Source organism: Peribacillus faecalis (genome assembly GCF_014712675.1).
Classification (GTDB): Bacteria; Bacillota; Bacilli; order Bacillales; family DSM-1321; genus Bacillus_AD; species Bacillus_AD faecalis.
This window is the reverse complement of record NZ_JACXSI010000007.1, coordinates 36,791-56,187: the sequence shown is the minus strand read 5'-3', so window position 1 is coordinate 56,187 and position 19,397 is coordinate 36,791. Positions and strand designations below refer to the sequence as shown.

Annotated in this window: 26 protein-coding genes; 6 read left to right on the top strand and 20 right to left on the bottom strand. The window is 39.3% G+C overall.

All coding sequences use genetic code 11. The annotated features are described in order from the left end of the window. Positions 1-11 precede the first annotated feature (11 nt). On the bottom strand, positions 12-719 hold the full coding sequence (locus tag IEO70_RS04030; RefSeq protein WP_190997072.1) for a B3/B4 domain-containing protein: 708 nt from the start codon (positions 717-719) through the stop codon (positions 12-14). Positions 720-863: 144 nt separating this feature from the next. Here IEO70_RS04030 and IEO70_RS04025 point away from each other — a divergent pair, with 144 nt between their 5' ends. The 3 genes from IEO70_RS04025 (at position 864) to IEO70_RS04015 (ending at position 2,358) form a co-directional block, all read left to right on the top strand. Further along, complete coding sequence (locus IEO70_RS04025) at positions 864-1,253, top strand: hypothetical protein (protein ID WP_190997071.1); 390 nt, start codon at positions 864-866, stop codon at positions 1,251-1,253. 201 nt (positions 1,254-1,454) lie between these two features. Continuing rightward, positions 1,455-1,751: a hypothetical protein gene (locus IEO70_RS04020; RefSeq protein ID WP_190997070.1), complete on the top strand. Its 297-nt coding sequence runs from the start codon at positions 1,455-1,457 to the stop codon at positions 1,749-1,751. Positions 1,752-2,070: 319 nt separating this feature from the next. After that, positions 2,071-2,358, top strand: a complete 288-nt coding sequence (locus tag IEO70_RS04015) for a hypothetical protein (protein WP_190997069.1) — start codon at positions 2,071-2,073, stop codon at positions 2,356-2,358. Between the two features lie 336 nt (positions 2,359-2,694). On the opposite strand, the gene IEO70_RS04010 is transcribed toward IEO70_RS04015, so the two are convergent. The 13 genes from IEO70_RS04010 to IEO70_RS03950 all read right to left on the bottom strand — a co-directional run bounded on the left by IEO70_RS04010 (position 2,695) and on the right by IEO70_RS03950 (position 11,373). Next, positions 2,695-3,240 carry a GNAT family N-acetyltransferase gene (locus IEO70_RS04010; protein ID WP_190997068.1) on the bottom strand — a complete coding sequence of 182 codons (546 nt, stop codon included), beginning with the start codon at positions 3,238-3,240 and terminating at the stop codon, positions 2,695-2,697. Positions 3,241-3,255: 15 nt separating this feature from the next. Then, the gene (locus IEO70_RS19940) at positions 3,256-3,384 is read right to left on the bottom strand and encodes a DUF3953 domain-containing protein (protein WP_268938713.1); all 129 of its coding nucleotides are present in this window, start codon (positions 3,382-3,384) and stop codon (positions 3,256-3,258) included. Between the two features lie 118 nt (positions 3,385-3,502). Then, positions 3,503-4,888: a M24 family metallopeptidase gene (locus IEO70_RS04000; protein ID WP_328820861.1), complete on the bottom strand. Its 1,386-nt coding sequence runs from the start codon at positions 4,886-4,888 to the stop codon at positions 3,503-3,505. Positions 4,889-4,891: 3 nt separating this feature from the next. Further along, entirely contained in the window at positions 4,892-5,755 is an 864-nt protein-coding gene (locus IEO70_RS03995; protein ID WP_190997066.1) for a CPBP family intramembrane glutamic endopeptidase, read from the bottom strand. A 155-nt stretch (positions 5,756-5,910) separates the two neighbouring features. Next, complete coding sequence (locus IEO70_RS03990; protein WP_190997065.1) at positions 5,911-6,183, bottom strand: hypothetical protein; 273 nt, start codon at positions 6,181-6,183, stop codon at positions 5,911-5,913. A gap of 180 nt (positions 6,184-6,363) precedes the next feature. Further along, positions 6,364-7,227 (bottom strand): alpha/beta hydrolase, encoded by an 864-nt coding sequence (locus tag IEO70_RS03985; protein WP_190997064.1) that lies wholly within the window; start codon positions 7,225-7,227, stop codon positions 6,364-6,366. A gap of 106 nt (positions 7,228-7,333) precedes the next feature. Continuing rightward, positions 7,334-7,630 carry a hypothetical protein gene (locus IEO70_RS03980; protein ID WP_190997063.1) on the bottom strand — a complete coding sequence of 99 codons (297 nt, stop codon included), beginning with the start codon at positions 7,628-7,630 and terminating at the stop codon, positions 7,334-7,336. Between the two features lie 291 nt (positions 7,631-7,921). Continuing rightward, entirely contained in the window at positions 7,922-8,113 is a 192-nt protein-coding gene (locus IEO70_RS03975; protein WP_190997062.1) for a hypothetical protein, read from the bottom strand. 15 nt (positions 8,114-8,128) lie between these two features. Then, positions 8,129-8,443, bottom strand: a complete 315-nt coding sequence (locus tag IEO70_RS03970) for a hypothetical protein (RefSeq protein ID WP_190997061.1) — start codon at positions 8,441-8,443, stop codon at positions 8,129-8,131. 213 nt (positions 8,444-8,656) lie between these two features. Further along, the gene (locus IEO70_RS03965) at positions 8,657-8,806 is read right to left on the bottom strand and encodes a VOC family protein (protein WP_190997060.1); all 150 of its coding nucleotides are present in this window, start codon (positions 8,804-8,806) and stop codon (positions 8,657-8,659) included. A gap of 65 nt (positions 8,807-8,871) precedes the next feature. Continuing rightward, positions 8,872-10,188, bottom strand: a complete 1,317-nt coding sequence (gene dnaB, locus IEO70_RS03960) for a replicative DNA helicase (RefSeq protein ID WP_190997059.1) — start codon at positions 10,186-10,188, stop codon at positions 8,872-8,874. Further along, positions 10,185-10,529, bottom strand: a complete 345-nt coding sequence (locus tag IEO70_RS03955) for a replicative helicase loader/inhibitor (RefSeq protein WP_190997058.1) — start codon at positions 10,527-10,529, stop codon at positions 10,185-10,187. The genes dnaB and IEO70_RS03955 overlap by 4 nt, the downstream gene beginning before the upstream one ends. Beyond that, a complete protein-coding gene (locus IEO70_RS03950) occupies positions 10,513-11,373 on the bottom strand; it encodes a conserved phage C-terminal domain-containing protein (protein ID WP_190997057.1) in 861 nt (286 codons plus the stop codon). Before IEO70_RS03950 ends, IEO70_RS03955 begins: the two co-directional genes overlap by 17 nt. A gap of 398 nt (positions 11,374-11,771) precedes the next feature. Here IEO70_RS03950 and map point away from each other — a divergent pair, with 398 nt between their 5' ends. Then, positions 11,772-12,512 carry a type I methionyl aminopeptidase gene (map, locus tag IEO70_RS03945; protein ID WP_190997056.1) on the top strand — a complete coding sequence of 247 codons (741 nt, stop codon included), beginning with the start codon at positions 11,772-11,774 and terminating at the stop codon, positions 12,510-12,512. Between the two features lie 79 nt (positions 12,513-12,591). Here the strand turns inward: map and IEO70_RS03940 are convergent, their stop codons facing one another. From IEO70_RS03940 to IEO70_RS03930, 3 genes are all read right to left on the bottom strand, one after another. Beyond that, positions 12,592-12,765: a hypothetical protein gene (locus IEO70_RS03940; RefSeq protein ID WP_190997055.1), complete on the bottom strand. Its 174-nt coding sequence runs from the start codon at positions 12,763-12,765 to the stop codon at positions 12,592-12,594. A 34-nt stretch (positions 12,766-12,799) separates the two neighbouring features. Continuing rightward, entirely contained in the window at positions 12,800-13,165 is a 366-nt protein-coding gene (locus IEO70_RS03935) for a hypothetical protein (RefSeq protein ID WP_190997054.1), read from the bottom strand. Between the two features lie 238 nt (positions 13,166-13,403). Next, positions 13,404-14,111, bottom strand: coding sequence for a response regulator transcription factor (locus IEO70_RS03930; protein ID WP_190997053.1), 708 nt, complete (start codon positions 14,109-14,111; stop codon positions 13,404-13,406). 178 nt (positions 14,112-14,289) lie between these two features. On the opposite strand from IEO70_RS03930, the gene IEO70_RS03925 reads away from it, so the two are divergent. After that, positions 14,290-15,096: a GNAT family N-acetyltransferase gene (locus IEO70_RS03925; protein ID WP_190997052.1), complete on the top strand. Its 807-nt coding sequence runs from the start codon at positions 14,290-14,292 to the stop codon at positions 15,094-15,096. A gap of 1,069 nt (positions 15,097-16,165) precedes the next feature. On the opposite strand, the gene licT is transcribed toward IEO70_RS03925, so the two are convergent. The 3 genes from licT to IEO70_RS03910 form a co-directional block, all read right to left on the bottom strand. Further along, positions 16,166-17,011, bottom strand: coding sequence for a BglG family transcription antiterminator LicT (gene licT / locus IEO70_RS03920; RefSeq protein WP_190997051.1), 846 nt, complete (start codon positions 17,009-17,011; stop codon positions 16,166-16,168). A gap of 487 nt (positions 17,012-17,498) precedes the next feature. Further along, positions 17,499-17,690 (bottom strand): hypothetical protein, encoded by a 192-nt coding sequence (locus tag IEO70_RS03915; protein ID WP_190997050.1) that lies wholly within the window; start codon positions 17,688-17,690, stop codon positions 17,499-17,501. A 20-nt stretch (positions 17,691-17,710) separates the two neighbouring features. Continuing rightward, entirely contained in the window at positions 17,711-18,088 is a 378-nt protein-coding gene (locus IEO70_RS03910; protein ID WP_190997049.1) for a hypothetical protein, read from the bottom strand. Between the two features lie 211 nt (positions 18,089-18,299). On the opposite strand from IEO70_RS03910, the gene IEO70_RS03905 reads away from it, so the two are divergent. Then, positions 18,300-19,379, top strand: coding sequence for a type I restriction endonuclease (locus IEO70_RS03905; RefSeq protein ID WP_190997048.1), 1,080 nt, complete (start codon positions 18,300-18,302; stop codon positions 19,377-19,379). The last annotated feature ends 18 nt before the right edge of the window (positions 19,380-19,397 follow it).

The following is a 19,397-nucleotide window of genomic DNA, read 5'->3' as shown; positions in this document are numbered from 1 at the left end:
CTCACCCCTAATCAAAGCTCGAAAACAGCCTCATCTTTCGTCAAATACTTCACAGCACTCTCTGTATTAAAGTATGCATCCATTAATTGTTTCAACTCATTAATCGCCTCATTGGCATTTGCTGTTTGTTGGCTGTTGATCGCTTCGATGACAAGAACCGCATCCGTCGTCTCCTCCGTCAGCATCGTTCTTTGCGCTTCCCGCCAATTCAAGCAACGACAAATCGACCCTTCATCATCAAAATACATAATTTCCCCCGGTAAAGCCGGCGCATCCTCATCAGCCCCCAATGGCAAGAACGACTCTCCGCCCTTCGCTTTCCCGAGATGCAAATCACCGACAATCTTATGTAAATCTTCCCCGCCGCAAGGAACGGCATATTTCAGCGAGATACTATTATAAATATCGACCAACGGATTGATCGGCGTAAACTCGCGACCTTGATATGCCCGCTTCAACAGCGCCTCAATCGATGAGCGAGCCCCCTTCTTCGTCTTAAACTTCGCAAACGCTTTTCGCCACTCATCAATCACCTGATTTTGGCTAAAAACTTCTGCAGTCAAATGGACAGCCGATTCTTTCGAAGCATTGTTCAACAGTTCAGAAAAATAACTAGTATCTCCAGGAACATGATTATCAATATTTTTCACCGTTAAAACATTAATTTGCGCCTCCGGAAAAACTGCCCAGAAATCAGGATCAATCACGAATTTCGCCATAGATGAACACTCCTTTGTTAAATGCATCTTTATTTTTATTATAACGGATTTTGTTGCATTTACAACAAAGTTTATTGAAACAAGAATAATTTGGAATGTGTTGTATAATAAAAGAAATGACGAATTTTCACGGAGGAGTTTATCATGCAAATGAGTATGAAGGCAGGAAAAATCTTTTTCATAACAAGCGGTATTATCTTTCTGTTATTTAGTTTATTGCTCATCTGGTCCAGTATCTCTACGGATTCATTCTTCATCGGACACGAACTCGTCTTCATCGGTGCAGCTGTCATGTGTTTCTGTCTCGCCAATTTATATCCTAAATTAGCAAAAAAAGATGCCCGTTCCAAACGAATTCGCGAAAGAGGATTATTTGTCAGCTGTTTCTTTATTTTACTTTATATGGCCATTTTCACTTCCCTTTTTCAACTTAAAATCATTGATTTAAATGGCTATCAGACAATCAGTCTATTATCCACACTGTCAATCATCACCATATTCTCTTCGTTTGTTATCGTATCAAAACGTTATTAAGTATCGGATTCGTTACAAGGACAAAAAAGCCGATACCAATTATGGTATCGACTTTTTATCTTTAGCTATGTTCGTAAACTTTGTTGCTAGTGGTTTAATAAAACTAATAGTAACCACAACCATTTTGAAAAATTCAAATCAATATATGATAAATATGTATGAATAGACAGTGAGAATTTTATATAATAGGGAGGTTTCGCGGTGTCTGATATCTTATTTTTCTTTAGTTCACTCGGTATTTGGGTATTCATTGGCGTTTTCTTTATTCTTTATCGAATTAAAAGTAGAAGGTCAAAAAATTTTATCTTCTTTATGCTACTAAACACGGTCATTTTTTTCGTTTATTCTTATTTATGGTTTTTCCATATAGCCGTTGATGGAATTAGTCAGGTGGCGGGAAACCTTTTGTATGGTATCATCGCCCTTATTCTGATTATCATCCAAACAATAATATGTAATGTGAAAGGATCATCACAACGTAATAATAGAAATAAGTAAAAACAACAATAGTTACGAACAGAGCCTTATCTTTCCGCTTCTTATCGCTTTTTCATTCAGCGTCGCTCTTCCTTCGTTGAAGTAGACCTTCACCGCTTTTTTATACACGACGCCATCTTTCACACCTGTCACCACTGGCGCTGTCTTGTCGATTTCAAAGCTCGCAAGACGTTTAACTGCTAACTATTCCAAAAATCACCTTAAATGCTGTTCGGTTTTCCTTCCCTATACAATAAACAGAGCTAAAACACGAGAAGGAAATCCATCAATTGACAGAGAATTAAAATAATTATAACAAAAGATGATTGGGGGAATCGACATGATTGATAGTGGATACGAAAAACAACAGTTACATAGACTTAATGCTTATATTTTTGTTGTTTTGGCACTTATTTTCTCACTGTTATTTTTATTTACCAGCATTTTCATTTTGTTATTTCCTATGGTGAGTATTTGGGATCTCGCATATCTCCCATCAAAAATTGCACTTTTCACTTTTGCCCTTTCAGTGATTTTTTCTGCCCTATCTATTAAAAATGCATATGGGAAGATAGTGTTAGTGTTAAACACATGCCTGCTCATATTTATGAGTATTTTATGGCAATAAGCAGGTGCTGAAAAGAACAAAATGCTTCTAGGCAATGTAATATTTTCATTACGTTCCTGCTATTATCCGTAACTGTATCAATGTCAACCGTATTATGGACAGCTTCGCTCGGAACAAGCATCGTATTAAATATGACAGTAACCGCCATTTTAATACAATACATACTCTCAAAAAAAGAAAGCTTCTAATTATAAAGTGACTTCATAAGCAAAGGAGACAGCAAATCCGTTGTCTCCTTCACAAACACTCATTTAAAACCTCGACTTCTCATAATTATAAGCAACACTTGTACCCGCTGCGACATCGTTACACTAATTGCGCCCTCGCAAGAATTCTTTAATCATGTAACCTTCCCATCATAACAGTATTATAAAAATCCCCGTCTGACAGCAGCTTATCCTTTCTTAAAACGCCTTCTACTTCAAAGCCGTATCTTTCATAAAGCTTGATTGCTTTTTCATTCGTTTCAAGAACGGCCAACGTCATTTTCTTGATACCATTCGCATCGGCCCATCGAATCGATTCCTCTAACAGATTAGTGCCGATGCCATATCCCCAGAACTCCTTCAAGACGCCAACACCGAACTCGACTTTATGCGCCATTCGTTTGAGCTGCGTGCCTTCACATCTCGAGAAGCCGACAATCCTGCTGTTCATTTCGCAAACTAAAAATAGATTGCAGGGACTAGTGCTATCTTCCTTAATCAATTGCTTAAATCCAGCCTCGTCGATATACGCTTCCCCTGTATCCCGATCCATATTTTCCGTCTCGCCATCGATTTGCAAGCGCACTTCCGATAAAATTGTCGCGTCAGTTTCTTCTGCTGATCTGATTATGTAATGTACATTTCGAACATGAAATTCCATTTCGTTTATTTTCATGTCGAACGCCTCCTTCTAAATACTCGCAAATGAAACAAACAAAAGAAACGAAAATGTCACCATTAAGAACCACCCAGTTGCCTTCTTGTTTCGCTGAAGTTCCCTCAATCCCATCACCAGCATTAACCCACTCAAAGAAAACATCATAATTAACTGATATGTAAAGTCATCCGTCATTAAACTATAAACAGCTATAACTATAACTATGATTGATAAAGCAAAATGCAATATTTTAAGCAAGTTCCCATCCCCTTGTCCATTTTTAACGATTTGTTAATGCTTCTGCTTTGTTTAAAAAGAAAGGACGCATATACGCTACCAAATTGGACAACGGCAGCACATGTTCCGGCAGGTTAATGCCTAATTCATTCTGTATGTAATTTCTGCGCTCCTCAATTCGTGCCCATAAATCCGGGTATTGATTTTTGATCTGGTTTCTAAGCTCGTCATCAGCAAGCGCAATACATTCTTCGGCACTTACGCCCGCATAACCGGCTACAGACGGAATAATATCCAGTTGAAGCAGCATGCCGCTTTTTAGCATTTCTTTTGAATTCGGATAAATTGGAGAGGACATCCATTCTTCATCCGCCACAAGATGGCCGGGATTCAAATGCCAATGATACTCGTCCTTTGGATAAACATTTTCAATCATGCTGTAAAATTCTCCACCCACCATGCCAAGACGAATATTTTCAAGCCAATAAACGACGGTTTTAAAATAAGGAATCGCTACTTTTTCCAAGTAATCATGTTGATTAACAGGAAGCTGCTCCGCATGTTCGACAACAAATCCGGCTCGGCTCGATAGCCCTCCTTTATAGCCTGTAGTTAAAGAAAGTGTATCTCCTAATGATACTTGCTTATTTGTCGGGTAGAGATTGGCCTTTTCAAATCTTGTTCCTGTTGCTGCGATTGTCACGACATTATTGGTCTGACCGTCAGCATTCAGCAAACTGCCCAGCTCGCTTTCTTTCACTCCAGGCGCCACGGCATTCATCGCTTTAAGCATACTAGTAGAAGACAAGTTGGCTCCGTACTCATAATGAGCAATCTCGTTCGCATTGTTAACCGTCCGGGCTCCTTTATCGCCGCCAATAAATATGTGAGTCGCATTCACAACTTTCGCTTCTTTCGTCCGCATGTTTTGGATCGCCTCAACAATAAAATATGGGAGATCAAATATAGCCGCATTGTCATGTTGATTCGAGGTAAACATCTTCCAGCCGACAAGCCCGACCTTTTCATCATTCGAAAAATCTATTTTGTTCAGGATTGAAACAAGACTTTCTTCATTGTCCATTGGTTGATTAGGCAATGAAAATAGCGGATAGTGATATAGTTCACCATGAATACGTGCATGTTTTGACATCTTCAAGTTTTCATTGCCGAGAATGAAAAATGCTTGTCCTGATCTTTTCAATACAAGCAGCCCTTCTTCAAATCGCGGAATAAATCCTGTTAAGTATTCAAAATTACTTCCATGTTCTTTGTCGGCATAAATGATTAAAGAATCAAGGTGCTCTTCCTTCATCAGCTCAAGAACTTTCTTCAGTCTTTGTTCCATCGTCGTGTCTTCCAGGTATACCGGACTCACATCACTAAATGTTTTTGGCAATTGAACTTTTCTAAGTTGTACTTTTCCCACTGATTATTCTCCTTTTAACTCTTTCTTAATAGAAGTTGTTCCAGCTTTCTTTATCCCCCGCCATGTCAACGCAATGACAACCACATATCCCGCAATCGCAGCAAGTGACGCCTCGACGCCAAACATGCCTCCGGTCAGCAACACAGATTGTGCCTTCAGGTCATACGAGAAAATCGCATTCACATCATACGAGCTGCCGATATTCAAAATCTCCCCAATCATGATGACATTCCAAGTGCCATGAACGAGCGCACTACACCAAACAGAACCGGTCTTATACACAAGCAGCGAAAACATAATTCCAACACTCGTACCGGCTGCAAGCAAGATAATTATATCAAATACATTCATGCCCCCGCTCGCATGCAACAGTCCGAACAGAATCGACGGAACAATAATCGCAACCTTTATTCCCCATGTTTTCTCCAACACCGTCATGATGAATCCCCTAAAAACCATCTCTTCCACAACGCCCGCACCGAAACCAACAACAAACAGAGCCGTAACAACAATATTGAACATCTCATAGCCGCTCACATCATTTCTAACAAAATCACCCGGCATGCACAATAAAACAGAAGAAACAGCAACAGGTAACAGCACCGCCACCACCAGCCACTTGCCGCGGATGCAAGGCTTCCCGATTCGGCATTCCCCTAAAGAAAGATGAACGAGCTTAGCACAAGTCAGTTTCAATAAAAAATAGGCAATTGTCACATACAGCACGCCAAACACAATCGATACGATGAATTCAGGCAAAGGCAGCAGACTCGGAAGCGAACTGACAATCTGAGAGACAATTAAAATAAGTATGCCCGCACAAATTGCAAACATTGCTTTTTGCACAGAAATCTTTGATTTATTCATAGCAGCACTCCTCTCCCTATCAAGATGTACATATCTCTCTAGTTCCACTAATGCATGCCGTCTAAACCGTATGATATTCAACGCCCGCTAAGAACGATATCAATCAAATCAAAAAAAAATCGCCCTGCAACTTCGGACGATTCACCCCAAAAAGATTAACTGCCTTTCATACTAAGACACTTATAATATAAAAAACTAATCGAAGCGAGGCCAATCGTGAAAAGGATGCTTCCGACAGCTAAGAAGTTGTTGATATTGCCCTTCACCCTAATTTCATACATATACGTGTCGACACCATCAATCTGATTGGATAGCCAATTCTCCGCAAGAAGCGTTCCGAAATTGACACTGCCAAAAAGCAAAAACAGACCCGCTACACCTAACAAAGCACTTAAGAGCATCAGCCTTCTTATTAAAGCATAACTCATATAATCGCCTCCTTTCCTTTCATAACTCTCTATCGCAGAACCGTTCTTATCAAACAAAGTAAACGCATTCAAGACTAATATAACAATGAGAAGCACAGCTGAAGCAAAAACAACCGCCTCGTTTACCTGTTATTTCGACATGTTTTTCCATTTTCCTTCAAAAAAAGAAAAAGCCTATAATTATTTTAAGGCTTTTCTCTCGACTATCTCTATAAATCGGAAGACATTTATCCAAAAACGTTCATCTTGCACACAGTTGTTATGACCTTTTGTAGATACCTTAATAATTCGCTTGAAATTGCTCCTGTGCTCAAGAACATCGGCATTTACAATCGGGACTTTTTCATCCGGGACTGAGAAAAACGCAATCGCCGGTGACTGCTGATTCATGAATATTTTTTCTAATTGCCATTCTCTTCTTGTTTTTAAAAATACACCGGCACGCAAGAACATCCAACTTACAAACAGCCAGCCAAATGGTACATAAGGCACCTTCACTTTACCGGCCATCGATTGACTGATATTCGCCAAGGATGTAGGAATTGAATCGGTTATTAGCCCTCTTAGTCTTGCATCAGTAGCATTAACAATACTCGCAGCCAAGCCGCCCATCGAATGTCCTAAAACATAGATTCCATTGCCTCCAATTTCAGCATGCGCCTCGGCAAAATCTATTGTTATCTGTATACTATTTACGAATGTTTCAATGCTAATTTGCTTTTGGATTGAATCGCTGGCACCATGACCAAACACATCGATCAAAATAATGGTATAGCCTTTTTCATATAGTGTCTCTGAATACTGCACCATCGCTGACTTATTCGAACCCCAGCCATGCACTAATAAAAAGCACCCTTTGCTCCCCTCATTTTTAATCAGCCAGCCTCTTATCGTACCTGAACGACTCTTAATCTCAATATCTTCATACGGTATAGCCGGCACCTTTTGGCCGAATCTCTTTGTTGGTGTAAAAATATAGCGAATGATATAATGCCTCAAAAATAGAACAATCACTGCTAAAACAATCACTACTACATAAATCATGTTTACCCCCCAATAAGATTCCGATTAGTTCCTCCTATTAAGGGATATGCTTGATAACTGAGATTCTGAACTTGATTCAGGCAAGCTATAGTCTAGCTTTTTTACATCAATCTTCTTTTTCGAACAATTCCCAACCGTGAGCTTGAAGCCTTTCAACATACTCCTCGATTGAGATTTCCTCTAATTCTATGACGAGTGGTGCTAATGATACCCAACATTCTTCCGTCGCATAATTAATCGTCACTTTGACCACTTCATAGCCATTGTGAAACTTAGAAGAGAAACCCGGGTCATCAATGATATCTCCTTCTACAGGCCGGAAATCAGATTGAAATGTTTTTTTTACTGTAAATACTTGCCCCTCATTCATTGAAGCAACAAAAATCATTAAATGTATGTTCATCTTCTACTCTCCCTTTCTGCTAGGACTACAGCAATCAGTCCGTGCTTTCTTCGTTAATTGAAGTACATTTCTGTTTAATTGATTGATAAATACGATTATTCCATAAATACTACTTACTAGCCAAGAGAAAATAGGGGCAATTCTTTTCAATTTATTAGAAAAACAGAGTATATCTCTGTAAAAAGCAAGGCAGGAATTAACACTTCCTGCTTCAAACGGTGATATAGTTCCTCGCCCATTTTTTAAAAGAGGCGTTTTCATATAGTCCACTACTGGCTTCTTGGTTTCGACTCAATCCTCTTCCGGTTCCCACATCCATTTATCTGCCAATAATCGATTTAACAAAGTGACGCCGCCGCCAACGACGATTGTTTGAATGATATTTCCTCCCCATTGATAAGGGTGTCCCCTGAAATAGTCGAAAATAACAAATATCACAAAAAGCGCAGCAATGAAAAGTCCGTAAAGGATTTTGCTTCTCATATCCTTCCGCTCCTTTTAATGAATTATAAAAAACTCACACTTTTCATCTACTCCTAAAACAATCTGCTTATCTAGTATTAGTTTCATCGGATAAATTTCCGATTTCTTTTCTGAAAACAGCCATCTTCTACCTGCGTTTGTTAAGAGAATAAAAATGCCATTTTTTTCATTTTGCATGAAATTCAACGCTGAATTTGTTATGGGATCACCATCACTTTCGAAGATCCCTATTGCTTGTAATTGTTCGCCGACTATTTGAGCATCTTTTACAACTAAGCCAATTTCACTTATGTTCAAAATGCTATTTACGGAAAATAAGGATTCACTCATTGGATTCTCCTTATACCGGGCGACGAGTTCTACAATATTTCCTGCCGGATCTTCAAAATAGCAAGAATGCGCAGGCCAAAACGAAAAATCCGCCTCGTCTTCTCCATCTTCTAATAAAAGTGTTGTCTTTCCTTTTAACCATTCCTTTGCCTCTTGAAATTGATTGGACGGAATATTTAATGCAAAGTGATAAAACGGAGTTCCTGTAACCTCTTAATCAGTAAATTCTAAGATGCTTGTTCCCGCCTTGATTTGAAAACGCTCTTTACTTTCACCATTCAGAGAAAAGCCTAAACATTGTGTATAGAACTCTTTCATTTTATCTAATTCAGCTGTTTGTAATGTAAGCTTTTTAATTTCCATAAGAATAACATCCCCTTAAAGATTCTATTAATCTAATTCGCTTCAAATGCATTTATCCCTTTCAATCACTTTTTCCTCGAAGCAATCGGCTCAAAGTACCCATATTTCCTTTCATAATTCAGCTTAATCGTCCCAATCGGTCCGTTGCGGTGCTTGGCAAGGATCACCTCTAACACATTTTCTTCGTTCGTGTCGCGGTTGTAATAATCTTCGCGATAAAGGAGGGCAATCAAGTCAGCATCCTGCTCAATTTGCCCACTTTCACGCAAGTCGCTTAACATTGGCCGTTTGTTGTGCCGGATTTCCACAGCTCGGCTCAGTTGGGAGATTGCCAGCACCGTCGCGTTTAGCTTTCGCGCCATTATTTTCAAGCCACGACTAATTTCCGCAACCTCTTCATGCCTTGCCTGCTTCTTAAAATCACCGCCAAGCAGCTGCAAATAATCCACGATAATCAGCAGTTTCTTTTCCGGACCGAACTCTCTGCGCAACTTGCGGGCATGCCGCCTGATTGCCACTAAATCCAATCCCGGTTCATCGATGATCCGTAGTGACGAACCGCATAATTTCCCAAGTGAATAGGACAGTCTTTGCCAATCCGACTCTGAAAAATATTTCACCGGATGTTCCAGACGTTTGGAGGAAATACGACCGATTGTTGTAATCATCCGCTTCAAAAGCTGCTTTTTCTCCATTTCGAGAGAAACATAGAGACAGACATGATCCTCGGCAGCCTTTGCCGCAAAATGGAGTGCCAACGCCGTCTTACCGACACTCGGACGCGCTCCGACAACTACGAGATCACCGCCCCGAAAGCCGCCCGTCAACGCATCCAGCTCCGCAAATCCTGTCGATATGCCTTTTAACCCATCGTGCTCTGTTTCGCACTCATTATAAATTTCAATCAGCGGCTCGACGATATCACCGGCAGCCGCTTCATTACAATCTTCCTGCTCAAGCATCGTGAAACGATTAATAGCCTTCTCCACCGCCAGTTCACAGCCCTCTTGCTTCACTTCTTCAATCATATTGAGCGCGATTTCAACGACGCGCCGCTTTTGATAATAGTCATACACAATACCCTGATAGTAGCTAAAATTCGCGATTGTCGGCACACTGTCAGCGAGCTCCAATATGTACGTCAAACCTCCGATTCGTTCCAGCTCAGATGAACCGAGCTTCTCCATAACGGTCAGCGGATCGATCGCTTTACCTTCCCCGTCCAGTTCGCGTATCGCCTGAAACAGTATCCTTAAACTTTTCGTGTAAAAATAATTCGGCTTCAAAAAGCAGTCTTCCAACAAACCCGCCTCGATAAATAGAGCACCGACAACCGCTTGCTCAGCTTCGACATTAAATAGCACGTTTGCATAATCCGTCATAAGCGCTCACCTTCAATCCCGAGAAGGGCCCTTATTTTCGCAAGCTCTTCTTTAGCAGTCGCACTCAAGCCGGCACCTCTCTTCAATTGCAGCATCGCCTTCGTCTCCTCATAATCCGGCACTACAGCGGAATCAGTCTTGTCATCTTGAATCAGCTGCTTAATAGTCGGCGGATGATTGTGATGCTTCACGTAATCAAGCAACCTTTCCTTCACGACCTCATATTCATGCGACTTCAGCACTTCATGCCAAGCATTTATTTTGTGCTGATCGAACTCCGCCTGGCTATAAAAGCTTGTAATCAACTCAGCAATTCGGAACACTTCACGCTTCATCATCAAAATCAAAGTCCTCCTCTCTCAGCCTTCCGGTTCCGGGACTTATCCGCTGATTTAAATAGCTTTCAAACTTGGTGCCGAACAACGTCGCCGGCCGCAAATAACGGGACCAATACGAATCTGCCAGCCAATGCTCCGTCTTCACATCAATGACCTTCTTAAAATCTTCAAGCGAATAGCCCTCGTTCAATCTCGCAATAATGACATCGCGATTCTTCCTATTTGTCGGCCGGAAGCAACTGTTCGTCTTGTCATTCAAATAAGCAATCACTTCGGTCACAATCGCACTTTTTTGTATATTTTTTTCATTCTTTAAGATACTCTTTTGAGTAATCTTTGGTATAGTGAGGTCATCGTGAACAAAGTCAATGTTCCTTTCTGAGCTGATTGTATCGACTTCCTCATCCTCTTCTGCAGTCCATAATGAAACAAACGATAATTCACCAGCTGTTTTTGCTCCCTCAGCGCTATCAACCGGCAATGTTTCATCTACTTGCGGCTGTTGCTCGTCCTCTTCGCCAAGCAATTCCTCGCAACGCTCATAATCAATGCTGTACCACTTTGTCCGATCAGTTTTCATTTTGTTAAAACGACCTGTCAGCAGCAGCCCCATCTCTTCCAGTCGTCTGATCGTCCGCTTCAACGTACTGAACGACCAGTAAGGAAACTGCTCATGCCAGCCTTCATAAGTATTGAACACCCACTTGCGCCCCTGTTTCTCATGCTTGCTCACCTGCAGCCAATAATCAAACTGCTGCAGCACGATTGCCTCATTCAATCCAATCTTCATCGCCAGCTCATGATGAAACAGACGCACACTGCCCTTCTCCACCAATTGATGCTCCATTATCGAAAACTCCCTTCCATTCATTTCTCAACATTGTTATACAAAACAACAGCCAAAAAGGAACAAATGGAGTGAATTTCTTTCAAGCCGGAATCGGTCTGCTTCTGATATTATTAAATTCCGCATTACAGCAGGATCACATAAAAGCCTGAAGGAATCCAAGGGCATAACATAATTTGAAAGAATTAAGAAGGTGTTATTGAATGAAAAAATCAGAAGCCAACAAAGAAGCAAAGAAAATATTTGAACAATGGACAAAAGAAACGGATGAAATTGAAAAGTATTATTTGGCTTTGGTTGAAGGATAACTGATATTGGTTTTTATTTTTCGGGAAAGAAAAGGTACAATATATACCTATACAGTTATTGATGCTAAAAGAAAACGAGGTAAGATGAAAATGATTGCAAAAACAGAAGAAGATTTTAACGGCCTGAAAGAAATAGGCAAAATTGTTGCCTCTATTAGAGATGAATTGGTGCAAAGATCAATTCCCGGCGTAACGACTAAAGAATTGGATGATATAGCCGGAGAACTTCTTGAAAAAGCAGGAGCAGTTTCAGCTCCAAAAGGGGAATATGATTTCCCCGGCTATACTTGCATTAGCGTTAATGATGAAGTAGCTCATGGCATTCCGGGTAATCGGGTTATTCAAGAAGGGGATTTAGTCAATATAGATGTATCAGCTTCAAAAAATGGTTATTTCGCAGATACAGGAATCTCATTTGTAGTAGGAGAAGGATCAGAAGAATTAACGAAACTATGCGACGTTGCTAAGAAAGCTTTTGAAGAGGGCCTTAAGAAAGCAAAACCCGGTTCCAAAAAAAGCAGAATCGGAAAAGCTGTATTCGAAACGGCAAGACAGAACGGATTCACTGTTATTAAAAACCTTACAGGACATGGTGTTGGACGCAAAATACACGAAGAACCTGACCATATTTTAAACTATTTTGATCCATGGGATAATGAAATATTGAAGGATGGGATGGTTATCGCATTCGAACCATTTATTTCAACCCTTGAAGAAGAAGTATTCCAAAAAGACGACGGTTGGACCTATGCTACAAAAAAAAGCTATGTAGCTCAATTAGAGCATACAATTATCCTTACTAAAAACGGTCCGATCATTGTCACGCTTTAAGTTTCTGACTTTGTGATTATGAAGACTTCAGTTTTACAAAAAAGCAGTTCAATTAGCCTAATTGAACTGCTTAACATCTTTATACACTCGTTTCAACATCTATCTTTTCAAAAACAGCTTCATTTTTTATATACGTTAAATTTGCTATTAACTTTTTAGCGATTTCAATGTGTGTTTTATAAAAGAACGACTCTTTCAGCACTTCCTTATAAATGAGCGGAATGACGATTTCAGGATTTTCTGAGTCGTTCACTCTAATCCGTACTCGCAGCTGCGTGCACGTGTCTTTAATAATGGCGCCTGGGCCCGCCAAACATCACTCCGCCGACGACCGCGTTACCGGCTCTTCCATGTGCAATACTTTCACCATCTTCTAAAACTTCGAATTCAATTAAATCCGAATATGTATAAATTTTCGGCTCATCGACTAAGGCGAATCCTTTCACGATCATCCATTGTTTATGTACGTCATCTACATATAGCGTTCTAAAACCGACTTGTTGCTTTTTGCTGACATTAAACCCTTCTTTCTTCAGAAATTGTTCGTAAGTGGCCGCTTTTCGCTTTATTTTCTGCCCCCTGCTTTTTTTATAAAACATAAATACGCTGATTCCAATCAACACTACAATGACAAAACCTAGAAAAGCTTGCATAGTGTCGCCTCCAATTCCGTGTATTCATATCAGCAATTAATTATCTATTCCATTCTTCGGAGCAAATGAAACCACCGTTTTCAGAATCGAACTTGTATTCTTACTTTTTTTCGCTATAATTATAGAAAACTTTCACAGATGAGGGGGCAACAAAAGTGATTCGCAAGTTATTAAATTTAGACAAATAAAAACATCCCCTATCTCTGTTTTGAGAAAGGGGTTATTACTCGAGCATATATTATATTTCAAATTTATACCCTACACCCCAAACAGTGACAATCATCCCGGCTGCATCTTCTGATACTTGATGTAATTTTTCGCGCAAACGTTTGACATGTGTATCAACAGTTCGTAAATCACCGAAAAATTCATATTGCCATACCTCTTTTAAAAGCTGTTCCCGTTCAAAAACTTTATCCGGAGTTTTAGCTAAGAAGTATAATAATTCATATTCTTTAGGCGTTAAAGGAACTTCTTTTCCATCTGCTGTAACTCGACGCGCATCATTATCAATCATTAAATGCGGGAAAACAATAATATCTCTTATTGATGTCTCTGCTTGAACAGAATGATCTTTTGATGCCCGTCTAAGCATGGCCTTTACACGAAGCACCACTTCTCTAGCACTGAAAGGTTTTACTACGTAATCATCTGCACCAGCTTCTAAGCCTAATACCCGATCCACTTCTTCCCCTTTAGCGCTCAACATTATAACAGGCGTGGATTTCTCCTGTCTTAATTCTTTGCATACCTCTATTCCGTCTTTGCCGGGCATCATAATGTCCAGCAAGATTAAATCATAATCTTCTGCAAGAGCCTTATCTAATGCTTTGTTTCCATCCTCTGCTTCATCAATAATATACTCTTCTTTTTCAAGATACATTTTTAATAATCGACGAATACGTTCTTCATCATCTACTACTAATATTTTTATTTTAGTTGTCAACAAAGGTCGCCTCACTTAAACAGTTATTAATACACTTATTATTTTCCAAAAGATTGATTTTTATTATCTATTCCATTCTTCGAACCAAATGGAAGCCCCATTTTCAGAATTGAACTTGTATTCTTACTCTTTTTCGCTATAATAATAGAAAACTTTCACAGATGAGGGGGCAACACAAGTGATTCGCAAGTTAACAGAGAACGACCACGAAGCCGTTATGGCACTTGTAGGCGAGAAACCGGCTGAAAATCTATTTATTATCGGAGACATCGAAGCATATGGCTATGAATCGGATATACAGGAACTTTGGGGGCAATTCGAAAACGATCGCTTAATCGCCGTTTTATTGCGCTATAAAACAAGTTTCATCCCGTACAGCAGCGGTTCGTATGACGTGCAAGGCTTTGCCGACGTCATCCTGTCGCACCCGCATGCAGTTGAATTAAGCGGATTGGAGCACATCGTCAAGCCGCTGCACTCGCTCATCAACCGTGAAGTTACCAGCTTAAGAGAAACGTTTTATGCCAAATGCACAGCCTTAAGCTATGAAGTCGATGAAGAACGAATTAGCCGGGTAAGCTACCTGCAACCGTCCGAATACGAAGAAAACATTGAGCTGCTGCGCTCGATTCCTGACTTCGCACTCGGCAACTTCAGTGTCGAATCGAGAGAACAGGCCGAAAAGGACAAAACCGGCAGAACATACATCATTCGCAACGAAGACGGCATTATGGTCTCTTCCGCCTCATCAACTGCTGAAAACAAGCAATCGGCGATGATTGTCGCTGTCTGCACGAAACCCGGCTTCGAGCGGAAAGGCTACGCCACGCTAACAATGGAAAAGCTGTGCAGCGAACTATTGAAAGAAGGCAAAACACTCTGCCTCTTCTACAACAACCCGGCTGCCGGCAAAATCTACAAACGATTGGGCTTCCGCGACATCGGCATGTGGACGATGATCCGGTATGGCAGTGAACAAATTTAAGTCTCGATTTGGTGGGGTTTTCCGCCCCACTAAACATGTATAAAATCCGACCAATTTATTCTGCAGTCTTTTCGCTAATCCCAGTATTTTGATGCCTACTTTAACTTGCTTCTTGACATAATTAAGCCGCTTTTCACCGGAATTCTTCCCCATTTGCAATTAATCCCCCCAATTCTCTGAATAATTCGTCCGACTCCGCAGTGATTCTTCCACTTTTCTAATTTATTCTGCCACTTTCGCAAATAATTCGTCCGAACCTCTCCACCCACCCCACAACAAAAAAACACAAGAAATAAATTCTCGTGCGCTTCAATAATTAATCCAGAAAGACAATTAAAGTATTTTACCAGCTAATAACTCCTGACCGGAGAAATTTATATTGTCACTGCAAAGTAAATAGTATTCTTATTAAAACCAAACGGCTTATTTTCGGTATTAAATGGGTATTAAGTACTAAATGGTGATTTTATTTCTCAAAGGAGTGACTGTCTTATGGGTTTCTGGGCAACTGTTTTAGCAGTAATACTCGCATTGGTTATCTTCTCAATATGCGGATAAATAAAAAACAGAAAAAGGATCTGCTGTTTTTCATCGTACCGCTGATTCTTTTTCAAGTGAATGAACTGATAAAAGCTGATGTACAGATTCCCGCACTCGGATACCTGCTTCGGTGTCATTTCAATGACTACTTGGGAGGCATCTCTTTCGCGGCATACCTGAACTTTATTCTGTCTTTAAGTAACTGGACTTCGTTTCAGCTAACAAAGATCTGGCACTTCCTCGTTGCCGGCTTAATTTGCGGAATCTGTTGGGAGGTATTAACTCCACTCTTTATACAATCGAGTACCGGAGATGTTTGGGACGTTGTTGCTTATATATTGGGAATGTTGACCTACCGGTTATTCGGCATAAAGCCGGTATCGAGAAGTCTTTTAGAGGATAGGTGATAACTATCACTCTCCCTTAATTCTTACTTCTTTCTCTCTTGAGGGGCTCCTAAAATGGGACCCCTTTTCCGTTTGAGGTTCATCACTCTTATTAAGAGGGAGCTTCTTGATCTCTAAAATTATCAAGCCTTATGTTCTCCCCTGTTTGTAACACGTTGTATGTGCAACATGAAATAAAGCATTTCATCTTTATTGAGTTCTCTCTTGTATGTTGTTTCGATATAGGTGCTTACTTTTCGGGCGCAAAGATAAGCATCAGGATACTTCCTTTTCACTTGCTCATATAAAATACCATCTTCTTCGGGTGTCCATTCGTTCCGCAGTATACAATAAGCAAGATAACGCAAGTGGGTAACGAAACGATTGTAATTGATTGAGTTAGGATCTATTTCAAGACCGTAGTGGTATTTTACAATCTCCAATATATCCGTAACAATCTTCGTAAGCGTTACAGTTTCTTCTATTTCAAACTTTTCTTGTTGCGCGTTCACCAAGTGAAGCGTAATAAATCCGGCTTCATCTTCCGGCAATGAAAGTTCGGTCGCGATTTCAATGATTCTCAGAGCGTGCAGTGCAATCTCGTATTCAGTCGGATACAATTTCTTCACTTCCCACAGCAAGGTATTTTTAATTGTCAAGCCTTGCTCGAAGCGGGAGATGGCATAGCTTATGTGATCCGTTAAAGATAAGTAAATGTTGTCATTAATTGGTGAGGGCAACTTTGTCTTGGCATACTGAATGATTTCATCGGCTATATCTAAATGTTGAGGAGGAGTTTCGTTTATGAGAGTCTCAAGCTGTTCTGATACGCCACGCGTTTTCAAAACAAATGTCTTATCGATTTGGCTCTCATCAACCAAATCACCGGCTTTCTTTTGAAAAGCAAGCCCTTGTCCGATTACAATCATCTCTCCTTCTTTTTCTTCTGTTAAAATAATATTATCGTTAAAAATTTTCTTAATTCTCAAAATATACACCTTCTTGAAATTAATAAAGACAACTTACCTTTAATAAGGCTTAGGAAAAGGTCCAGTTGCATTTATACTGTAGACTTAAAAATGGTCACTTCGTCGTACTGCTTCGATTGCTGGCAATTTATAAACTGTCCTCTAATATAAAAAACCTAAACTGGCAGCATAAATAATCATACTCCAATCTAGGTTTTACCTGCCGGACAGTCACAATTCATATTATTATTTTAATATATTAAATTATACTGATATACGAAAGCGATTTCAATATAATCTTTGTTTAATAGAGAAACACACAGGAATAATTGGTACCCGTGCTTTTCTACAGCAAGACTAAAGTTTTAATGCTTTTTAGCGGAATTCTCCATTTAATTTACAAAAGCTTGTCCATCTCAGCTTTCAACAGATATTGATTGCAAAAACGGACAAGAATTAATTACTGTAAGTTTATCCCTATTACTGCTCCTTCATCCAATAATTAAGATTAATCATTCATTTTCTTCTTTTGGTGCATCATCGCATTATATGCTGCACCAACTAACGTCTCAATTACGGTCGTTCTATTAACTTTAATAGACGGAAAGTTCTTAGCCATTTCTTTTTGATGATATTCGACTAATTCATCAATTTTTTTAATAGTATCTTCTTCTAGTCTGAAATTTTTGCTAATTTTCATGTTACATAACCCTCCGATTACTACCATTTTCTCAGTGTAAGTACTGTAAATGGAGCTCCACTTTGCTCTGCTTCTTCTTTGAATTCCTCTTCAAATATTTCATTAAATTCTTCACACACATCGTATGCAATCTCTTCATCATCGGTATGAAAAAACACATCAAAAAACTCCTCTTCATCTCTGTAAAAACCAACGCAATAATTACCAGTTACTTCACCATCTTGTAACAAAATAAAACCATATCCACGCATCGCCAACAGAGCGTCTATATATCCTTCTTTACTACCAAACAAGAGACTTTTTTGTAAAGGATCCTCATCGAAACCTTCACCGATTATTTCTCTATACTCTTTCTCACTAAATACTTCACCCGTTAGAATATACTTGTAATATCTCATGATGATCTTTCCCCTTTGTCTTTGCTATTTAACACGATGTAATAACAATGTATATACATCATATTTACATAATAAAATGATACAAAAACTATTTCAAATAATATGCCTATAATATAGCCTCCACTTGCTCATAACTGAGCAAATAATTATACAATACATACTTTTCTTGTAAAATAAAGATAGATACTACCATCTAAAGGGGGTTATCTTTATGGAAACATTTCAAAGCAACATGCGTTCTTTGGCCAAACGTGTTGAAACGTTGAAAGATGGCATCTCAACAGAAGAAGCAACTAAGATGTCTCTCATTGTCCCTTTCTTTCAATACTTAGGATATGATGTATTCAATCCTCAGGAATTCATGCCAGAATACACGGCTGATGTCGGCATTAAAAAAGGGGAAAAAGTAGACTATGCAATTTTGGAAAATAATGCGCCTATTATCTTGATTGAAGCAAAAGCTGTCAATGAAAAATTGGACAACCATGATTCCCAACTTTTCCGCTATTTCGGCGTTTCAAAAGCAAAATTTGCGATTCTGACTAACGGTGTCGAATACAGATTCTACACCGATCTTGATGAACAAAATATCATGGATTCTAAGCCATTTTTCACATTCCAATTCACCAATTTAAAAGACAATCAAATTACTGAACTGGCCAAGTTCCAAAAAACTAATTTTGATGTAACTAGCATTATGGATACTGCATCCGAACTAAAATATACAAATGAAATCAGAAATCTATTGTATAAAGAATTCGAAGAACCAAGCGATGCCTTTATCACATTCATTCTATCTAATATCTATGAAGGAAAGAAAACACAGGCAGTTATTACGAAATTTAAAGATACTGTTCAAAAATCATTAAACCTATTCATTAACGAAAAAGTCAGCGACAAACTCCAAGCTGCGATGAAAACAACATCTGCAGCACCGGAAGGAAAACCGGCTGTTCCTGATGAAAAAGAATTACCTGAACAAGAGGAACCTGCTGAAGAAAAACCTCAAGTCATCACTACAGAAGAAGAAATTGAAGGCTATGTCACTGTCAAATTAATGATTAAAGATGTCATCAGCCCTGATCGAATCTTCTATCGTGATAATTTGAGCTACTTCAATATCCTAATCGATGACAACATTCGTAAATGGGTATGCAGACTATGGCTCGATGGTTCAAAAAAATCTATCCAATTCAATGATGAAACAAAAACTATGGTACCAATCGAAACAGTTGCCGATGTCTTGAATTATAAGGACGAATTGGTTCAGGTTGTTAATAAGTTTGTGTAGAGAAAAATTCATACTAAT

Coding starts and splice junctions, on each gene's coding strand:
- IEO70_RS03980 (WP_190997063.1), bottom strand. CDS start 7,630: ATGAACATACATTTAATGATTTTTGTTGCTTCAATGAATGAGGGGCAA.
- IEO70_RS03995 (WP_190997066.1), bottom strand. CDS start 5,755: ATGAATAAATCAAAGATTTCTGTGCAAAAAGCAATGTTTGCAATTTGT.
- IEO70_RS03990 (WP_190997065.1), bottom strand. CDS start 6,183: ATGAGTTATGCTTTAATAAGAAGGCTGATGCTCTTAAGTGCTTTGTTA.
- IEO70_RS03910 (WP_190997049.1), bottom strand. CDS start 18,088: ATGAGATATTACAAGTATATTCTAACGGGTGAAGTATTTAGTGAGAAA.
- IEO70_RS03950 (WP_190997057.1), bottom strand. CDS start 11,373: ATGGAGCATCAATTGGTGGAGAAGGGCAGTGTGCGTCTGTTTCATCAT.
- IEO70_RS03970 (WP_190997061.1), bottom strand. CDS start 8,443: ATGAGTGAATCCTTATTTTCCGTAAATAGCATTTTGAACATAAGTGAA.
- IEO70_RS03975 (WP_190997062.1), bottom strand. CDS start 8,113: ATGAGAAGCAAAATCCTTTACGGACTTTTCATTGCTGCGCTTTTTGTG.
- IEO70_RS03965 (WP_190997060.1), bottom strand. CDS start 8,806: ATGGAAATTAAAAAGCTTACATTACAAACAGCTGAATTAGATAAAATG.
- IEO70_RS04030 (WP_190997072.1), bottom strand. CDS start 719: ATGGCGAAATTCGTGATTGATCCTGATTTCTGGGCAGTTTTTCCGGAG.
- IEO70_RS04025 (WP_190997071.1), top strand. CDS start 864: ATGCAAATGAGTATGAAGGCAGGAAAAATCTTTTTCATAACAAGCGGT.
- IEO70_RS04015 (WP_190997069.1), top strand. CDS start 2,071: ATGATTGATAGTGGATACGAAAAACAACAGTTACATAGACTTAATGCT.
- IEO70_RS03935 (WP_190997054.1), bottom strand. CDS start 13,165: ATGCAAGCTTTTCTAGGTTTTGTCATTGTAGTGTTGATTGGAATCAGC.
- IEO70_RS03915 (WP_190997050.1), bottom strand. CDS start 17,690: ATGAAAATTAGCAAAAATTTCAGACTAGAAGAAGATACTATTAAAAAA.
- dnaB (WP_190997059.1), bottom strand. CDS start 10,188: ATGACGGATTATGCAAACGTGCTATTTAATGTCGAAGCTGAGCAAGCG.
- IEO70_RS03905 (WP_190997048.1), top strand. CDS start 18,300: ATGGAAACATTTCAAAGCAACATGCGTTCTTTGGCCAAACGTGTTGAA.
- map (WP_190997056.1), top strand. CDS start 11,772: ATGATTGCAAAAACAGAAGAAGATTTTAACGGCCTGAAAGAAATAGGC.
- IEO70_RS19940 (WP_268938713.1), bottom strand. CDS start 3,384: ATGTTTTCTTTGAGTGGGTTAATGCTGGTGATGGGATTGAGGGAACTT.
- IEO70_RS03985 (WP_190997064.1), bottom strand. CDS start 7,227: ATGATTTATGTAGTAGTGATTGTTTTAGCAGTGATTGTTCTATTTTTG.
- IEO70_RS04010 (WP_190997068.1), bottom strand. CDS start 3,240: ATGAAAATAAACGAAATGGAATTTCATGTTCGAAATGTACATTACATA.